Annotated in this window: 5 protein-coding genes; 3 read left to right on the top strand and 2 right to left on the bottom strand. The window is 62.6% G+C overall.

Annotated features, from left to right (window positions below; genetic code table 11):
- The 3 genes from VJ604_RS18520 to VJ604_RS18510 all read left to right on the top strand — a co-directional run.
- The coding region (locus VJ604_RS18520) for a 4Fe-4S dicluster domain-containing protein (protein ID WP_324085059.1) at positions 1-413 on the top strand (413 nt) is incomplete at its 5' end.
- Positions 414-415: 2 nt separating this feature from the next.
- Positions 416-1,663, top strand: a complete 1,248-nt coding sequence (gene nrfD, locus VJ604_RS18515) for an NrfD/PsrC family molybdoenzyme membrane anchor subunit (RefSeq protein ID WP_324085057.1) — start codon at positions 416-418, stop codon at positions 1,661-1,663.
- A gap of 99 nt (positions 1,664-1,762) precedes the next feature.
- Positions 1,763-3,634, top strand: coding sequence for a DUF2339 domain-containing protein (locus tag VJ604_RS18510; RefSeq protein ID WP_324085055.1), 1,872 nt, complete (start codon positions 1,763-1,765; stop codon positions 3,632-3,634).
- 332 nt (positions 3,635-3,966) lie between these two features.
- Here the strand turns inward: VJ604_RS18510 and VJ604_RS18505 are convergent, their stop codons facing one another.
- Positions 3,967-5,967, bottom strand: a complete 2,001-nt coding sequence (locus VJ604_RS18505; protein WP_324085054.1) for a proton-conducting transporter transmembrane domain-containing protein — start codon at positions 5,965-5,967, stop codon at positions 3,967-3,969.
- Positions 5,968-5,969: 2 nt separating this feature from the next.
- A complete protein-coding gene (locus VJ604_RS18500; protein ID WP_324085052.1) occupies positions 5,970-6,647 on the bottom strand; it encodes a PTS sugar transporter subunit IIA in 678 nt (225 codons plus the stop codon).
- Positions 6,648-6,829 lie beyond the last annotated feature (182 nt).

Raw genomic sequence — 6,829 nt, 5'->3', positions numbered from 1 at the left:
ACAAGGCCTTCTTCGTCCCCAAACTCTGCAACCAGTGCGACAACCCGCCCTGCGTCCAGGTCTGCCCGGTGGGCGCCACCTACCAGACGGAGGACGGCGTGGTGCTGGTGGACCGCAAGTGGTGTATCGGCTGCGGCTACTGCGTGATGGGGTGCCCGTACGGCGTCCGTTTCTTCCACCCTGTCTACCACGTGGCCGAGAAGTGCAACTTCTGCTACCACCGCATCTCGCAGGGGATGAAGACGGCCTGCGTCGACGCCTGCCCCTTCGGAGCCCGCCAGATCGGCAACCTCCGCGACCCTGACGATCCGGTCACCAAGATCATCATGACGGAACGGGTGAACGTGCTGAAGGAAGAGTACGGCACCAAGCCGCAGGTCTTTTACCTGGGACTGACCAAGGAGGTGAGATAGCCATGGTACATGGAGAAGCCTGGACCCTCAAAGAATTCTTCGTCTATCCCAACGAGTACATCTACTGGACCATCCAGATCGTGATGTACCCCTTCATGACCGGCCTGGTTGCGGGCGCCTTCGTGCTCTCCTCCCTCTACCACGTGTTCGGCGTGAAGGAGTTGAAGGGGATCGCCCGTTTCTCGCTGGTGTTCTCCTTCGCCCTGCTACCGGTCGCCATGCTACCGCTCATGCTGCACCTGCAGCAGCCACAGCGAGGCATCGAGGTCATGATGACGCCGCACTTCACCTCGGCCATCGCCGCCTTCGGCATCGTCTTCTCCACCTACGGCATGATCGTCGCCTCCGAGCTCTGGTTCGTCTACCGGGTGCACTTCGTGGAAACGGTGCTGGAGCTTAAGGCCCTCCGGGACCGCACCGTCTTCCAGCAGCTGCAGCTGCTCTTGTTCTCGGCGCTCACCCTGGGCGCCATGGACATCTCTCACGAGGCCATAGAGGCGGACGAGCGGGCAGTCAAGAAACTGGCCGCCGCCGGTATCCCGGTCGCCTGCTTCCTGCACGGCTACGCAGGCTTCATCTTCGGCTCGGTCAAGGCAAACGCGCTCTGGATGACCCCGCTCATGCCGGTCATCTTCATCTGCTCCGCGGTGGTCTCCGGCATCGCGCTCTGCATCCTGACCTACATCGTGACCATGGAGATCAGGAAGCTTCTGGCCAACTGGAAAGCGCAGAAGTACCCGGAGCTCCCCACCGCCCAGGAGCTGAAGAGCGCCGAGACCCACGTGGTGACCATGACCTCCAAGTACCTCCTCATGTTCATGGTGGCCGCCATCACCCTGGAACTGCTCGACCTCATCTTCCGCGGCTACACCGCCGTCAAGTCCTGGGACATCCTGCGAAGCGTCATCTACGAGCGGGACTTCGTGAACATCTTCGTCATCCAGTACGGCATGGGGAACCTGCTCCCCTTCTTCATGTTCCTGGTCCCGGGGCTCACCATCCGGCGCGCCGTGATCGGTTCCGCCCTGGTGCTCTTGGGCGTGTTCATGATGCGCTGGAACGTCGTCATCGGCGGCCAGGCCTTCTCCTCCTCACTGTCAGGCTTCATGCACTACCACATGCCGATCTGGCCTGACGACCTGGAGACCTACAAGGAAGGTCTCATGGGCGCCCTCACGGTGGCCGTGGTGCCGTTCTGCATCTTCTGGGTACTCAACAAGGTAATGCCGGTGTTCAAGGAAACTCATTGAGCGAATAGCGAATCCCAAACCGACAGGGGGAGTCACCCCTCCCCCGCACCTTGTCGCTAATCCTCCAGCAGCAGTCTCGCTATGAGACAGGAGGTAGTCATGACGGCAGATGAAGTGGCAAAGCATGGGCAACAGGCCGATCAACCGGTCGACCAGGTGAACGCGGAACTCCAGGCGCTGAAGACACGGCTGGCGGAGTTGGAAGCAACCATGGGTGGGGCCGCCCCCCTGTCGCAGGGGCTGGCGCAGGCGCAGGCACAGGCACGCACGCAAGCGGAAGCTGAGCCCGTTGAGCCGCAGCTTGCGGAGGACGAGGAGGACATCTCCGAGGAGATCCTCAACTGGGCGGGAAAGGCGCACCTGCTGACCAGGATGTCCACCCTCTGCTTTCTGTTGGTGGTGGCGCTTCTCCTGCGCACAGTCACCGACAACAACCTGATCAACACCCTGGCCGGCTCGGTGGTCGGCATGAGCTACGCGGCGCTGCTCATGATCTGGGGCGGCTGGCTGTACGAGCGCAACAACCCGCTCGCTCCGGTGCTCGCCTGCTGCGGGGCCTGCCTGATGAGCATCATCGTGGTGGAGACCCACAGCCACTTCGCCTCGCTGCCGCTGATACCGGCCTACCTGACGCTCATCGTGACCGGCGGCTGGATGACCTTCGTGAGCTACCGGCACCGGGTCTTCCTCCCCATATCCATCGGCGCGCTCGGCATGTGCCTGGGCGGGGCCGCCATCGACTACCCCCATCCCTTCTTCCCCTACCTCGCCATGATCCTCTTCACCGCCAACATCCTCGGCTACTTCGCGGCGAAGCTCAAGCGCTGCTCATGGCTACGCTGGATCGTGCTGATGGTCACCATCGCCATGCTGCAGCTTTGGGCGGTGCGCCTGGGCATGGCGCTGATGGCGCATGAGAAGCCGGCTCCGGAGTTGGCGGAGGGATGGTTCATGGCGACCCTGGCCGCCTTCTTCCTCCTCTACCTGGCACTTGCCTGCGCGGGGATCATCCGCAGCAAGTCGGAGAAGATCTCACGCTTCGACTTCGCCCTCCCCACCGTCAACGTGCTCTGGAGCTTTCTGGCCACCTATTACGTGGTGAAGGCGTCAGGAGGGAGCCTGGTTCTGCTCGGCATCATCGGCATGCTGTTCGCCGCCGGGCACCTCGGGGTGACCTTCTGGCTGTCCGGGCGCAACCTGGAAGGGGCTCCCGGCACCAACTCCTACGCCTTCGCGGGAGCGGCCCTCTCCGCCGTAGCGCTGCCGGTCGTGCTGGGCAACTTCGTACTCTCCCTCCCCGCCCTCTCGGTGGTCGCCTTCTTCATGGCCATACTCTCCCGGAAATGGGAAAACGGCGGCATCAGGCTGAGCTCCTACGTGGTCCAGATCTACGCCTCGCTCGCCCTGGCCATGGCCCTGCAGTTGGACATCAGAACCTCCGCCGACGTGGTCTCCGCGCTGCCGGCCTTCTTGCTCACCATCATAACCCTCTACCACTTCCAGTGGTGCCGGCGCTTCCCCCCACCCGCCCCATCGGTCTTCTCCCGTTACGACAAGCTGGACAGAAGCGCCACCCTGGTCCTGCTCTCTGCGCTTTTGAACGGGTTCTTCACCTTCAAGATCCTGCTTCTGCAGACCCTGACCCTCTACGCGCCCCCCAAAGAGGTGGCGAACGCCCTGCACTGCGGCGAATCGATGGCGATAAACGTGGCGGCCGCCGGCATCATGCTGCTCGCCTTCCTGCAGAGCAACAAGGAGTTGCGAAACGTCGCCATCATGGTGACCCTGGTCGGCGCCATCAAAGTCTTCCTGTACGATCTGATCGGGGCCCACGGCGTGCCGCTGGTGGGGAGCGTCTTTACCTTCGGCGTGGCGGCAGCGGTGGAGTCGGTGGCGCTGGGGAGGTGGAAGAAGGAGGTGCCAAGTGAAGTGGAAGGCACCACCCCATCCTCACCCCAGCCCTCTCCTTGAAAGGGAAGGAGTGAAGGGAAAAGCTTGAGAAAGTTCGAATAGCGCCATCTCTGATGGGGGATGGTGCAGGCAGCAAGTGGGGTGGGCGTCGTCCACCACCGGCATGACCGGTGGACGGAGCCCACCCTACCTTTTTCGGAAGAATCAGCTGACGGTAACTTGCGGGGATGCTTCAGGACTAACGGTCCCTCCCCTTCAAGGGGAGGGACAGGGTGAGAATGGGGTGCACCGCCGCTAAAACCAAAAGGCAAATCCCCCCTGTCCCCCCTTTGTCAAGGGGGTATCTTGGGCGTGTGCCTGTTCACTACAGTGCGGACAGTGTCAGGATGGTATTACCGCGTGGTCAGGGCCATCAGCACCACCAGGGTGATGAAGGTGTAGAAGATGTAGACGTTGAGCTTGCCATGTTGCAGATGGCGGATTGGCGAGGTCTTCAGGTACAGATAGTCGAGCCAGGGGAGATAGCCGCGCTCCAGGACGGTTTCGGGAACGTGGCTTTGGAAGCTGCTCTGACCAGGGAAAGTTCCCGTCACCTCTTTCTTGTGCACCTCCGGCATGAGCAGCATCCGGAACATGTTCACCAGCATCGCGGCAAACGAGGAGGAACTGTACTGCATGCGAGGGGTGGGACGCAGATAGCCACACCCCCAGGTGACCGATTCCGCATGCGGCAGTGAGCGGGTCCGCGCAGAGAAGTACAGCCAGAGCAGCCAGCCGGTTGCTACCAGGGCCGCGGCCAGCGCCGATATCCAGCCGAAGGGGACCAGGCCGCTCAGCGGTTCATCAGCCAGGGCATTGCTGTAGCCTACCACGGCGCCAGTGAGCGGCGAGGAGATCAGTAACGGCATGATGCCGATGACCGCGCAAACGGCGGCGAGGATTGCCATCGGCCACAGCATCGCGCGCGGCGCTTCGTGCCCTGCGACATGCTCTTGCGAGCGGGGCGCGCCGAGGAAGACGACGCCGAAGACCTTGACGAAGCAGGCGACAGCGAGGCCGCCGATCAGGGCCAGGGCAGGAGCGGCAAGCGCCGGAAGCGCGCCCGCCAGGTCATGAAACCTGCGGATCGAGGAGAAAAGACCAAGATAGACCATCAACTCGCTCACGAAGCCGTTGAGCGGCGGCAGACCGCAAATCGCGACGGCACCGATCAGGAAGAAGAGCGAGCTGTAAGGGAGCCGCCGCCCTACCCCGCCCATCAGGTCGATCTCCCTGGTGCCGGTAGCGTGGATGACCGAACCGGCGGCGAGAAAGAGGAGCGCCTTGAAGGTGGCGTGGTTGACCACGTGCAGCAACGCTCCGCCCATTCCAAGCACCACCAGCACCGGAACACCCTGGCTCTGGCCAATGAGGGCCGCTCCCACCCCCAGCAGGATGATGCCGATATTCTCGATGCTGTGATAGGCCAGCAATCGCTTCAAGTCGTGCTGCCCGATGGCGAAGGCGACCCCCACCACCCCCGATATACCACCCAGCACCAGCACCGTGCACCCCCACCAGGCAGGCAGTTCCGAAAAGCAGGAGAAGACCCTCACCAGACCATAGATGCCGGTCTTGAGAACGACGCCGGAAAGGACGGCCGAGATGTGGCTGGGCGCGTTGGCGTGCGCGGACGGGAGCCAGACGTGGAGCGGCATCACACCGGCCTTGAGACCGAAACCGATCAGGGCAGTGACGAAGATGGCCGTCGCCACCGCGCTCTGCGCCGGAAGCGCCCCCTGCCCGGGGAAAAGGTAGTTCCCGACCTCACCCTTCAACAGGGAGAACATCGCGAAGAGCGCTAGGGTGCCGACATGGGTGGTGATCAGGTAGAGAGTACCGGCGTCGCGAACCTCGGGGTTATCGTCATCGGTGGTGAGGGTGAAATAGGCGGCGAAGGCCATGATCTCCCAGGCGATCAGGAAGAGGATGGTGTTCCTGGCCATCAGCAGCGTGCTGAGGGCGGCGGCTAAGAACCCGAGGAAGAAGGTGAGCTTGCCGACATTCTTGGGATTACTGGCGGCGGGCCAGTAGCCGACACTGTAGACGGCGCTGCACCCGGTGACGATGAAGACCGGCAGCAGAAAGATCGCGGAAAGGGGATCGATGCCGACCTCGAAGGGACCGAACGGGAGGCCGAGCATCAGCTGATAGGTGAGGGTAGCGGGAAAGCAGAGGACGGTAAGGGCGCCGGAGACCCCGGCGAGCGAACCGAGAGCCATGAGGCCTGCGGCGAGTTTTTGTGCCGCGGTGGAGCCCCGGTAGAAGAGAAGCGGGAGGCCGGAAAGCGCCTGGCAGACGACGGCGAGCGAGAGCAGCAGGATACGTATCGTCGACTCGCCGAAGGGGTGCATGGCTATCTCCTCAGCTCTCGCTCAAAGCGGGTGGCCGCCTCGATAATACCTACCGGGTCGCAGGCCAGGTTCAAGGTGGCTCGGAATTGTGGGTCATGGAGGGCGTAAGCCAGCCGCGATAACAGGTGCAGATGCACCCGGACCGTCGGGCTGGTCAGCATGAAGAGGATGCGGACCGGTTTGCCGTCCAGCGCCCCGAAATCGATGGGCTTTTCCAGAAAACAGAGGGTGATGGCGGGAGAAGGTTTATCCTGCAGCAGGATCGGGTTTCTAACGTGCGGTATGGCTATGCCGTCCCCTACCGCGGTGGTGCCGATGGCCTCCCTGGCGAGCAGCACCTGGAGCAGGAATTCCGGGTCCATCTGGGGGGGGAGCTTGAGCAGGTTGACCACGTTACGCAGCACCGAGAGCTTGTCGTCACCCGGCACGGAGCAGTGAACGCCGCCGGCTTCCAGCGCCTCAGCAAGGGTGGGGAGCGTGACATCGGCCTCGGCGGCGGCGAAAAGCTCGGGGGGCACCGTGATGCTGTGCTCGGTGGCCCACTCGAGGAGATCGACGCGGTTGATCCGGTAGTTCCCCCTGACCAGGACAGCCGGGAGCTTTTCTTTTTTTATCCACTTAACGATCGTGCTCTCGTCCTTCTTGAGCAGTCTCGCGACTTCCGAGGCATTCATCAACATCGTCTAACTCCGGGTTTGGGGGCTTAGAGCTTTATAACATCGTTGTTGAATGGAAAGCAAGTCATTAACCCCATCCTCACCCCTACCCTCCCCTTGAAGGGGAGGGTGAAGGGAAGCGGAGGTCCCCTCCCCTTGAAGGGGAGGGACAGGGTGAGGCTGGGGGCCGTCTGCAACCGGACAAA

The organism is Geomonas sp. (assembly GCF_035254065.1).
Taxonomy (GTDB): domain Bacteria; phylum Desulfobacterota; class Desulfuromonadia; order Geobacterales; family Geobacteraceae; genus Geomonas.
The sequence above is the reverse complement of the archived record's forward strand: the minus strand, read 5'-3'. Positions and strand labels throughout refer to the sequence as shown.

Excerpts from the sequence above, each read along its gene's own strand:
- VJ604_RS18505 (WP_324085054.1), bottom strand. The coding sequence starts at position 5,967 with ATGCACCCCTTCGGCGAGTCGACGATACGTATCCTGCTGCTCTCGCTC.
- nrfD (WP_324085057.1), top strand. The coding sequence starts at position 416 with ATGGTACATGGAGAAGCCTGGACCCTCAAAGAATTCTTCGTCTATCCC.
- VJ604_RS18500 (WP_324085052.1), bottom strand. The coding sequence starts at position 6,647 with ATGTTGATGAATGCCTCGGAAGTCGCGAGACTGCTCAAGAAGGACGAG.
- VJ604_RS18510 (WP_324085055.1), top strand. The coding sequence starts at position 1,763 with ATGACGGCAGATGAAGTGGCAAAGCATGGGCAACAGGCCGATCAACCG.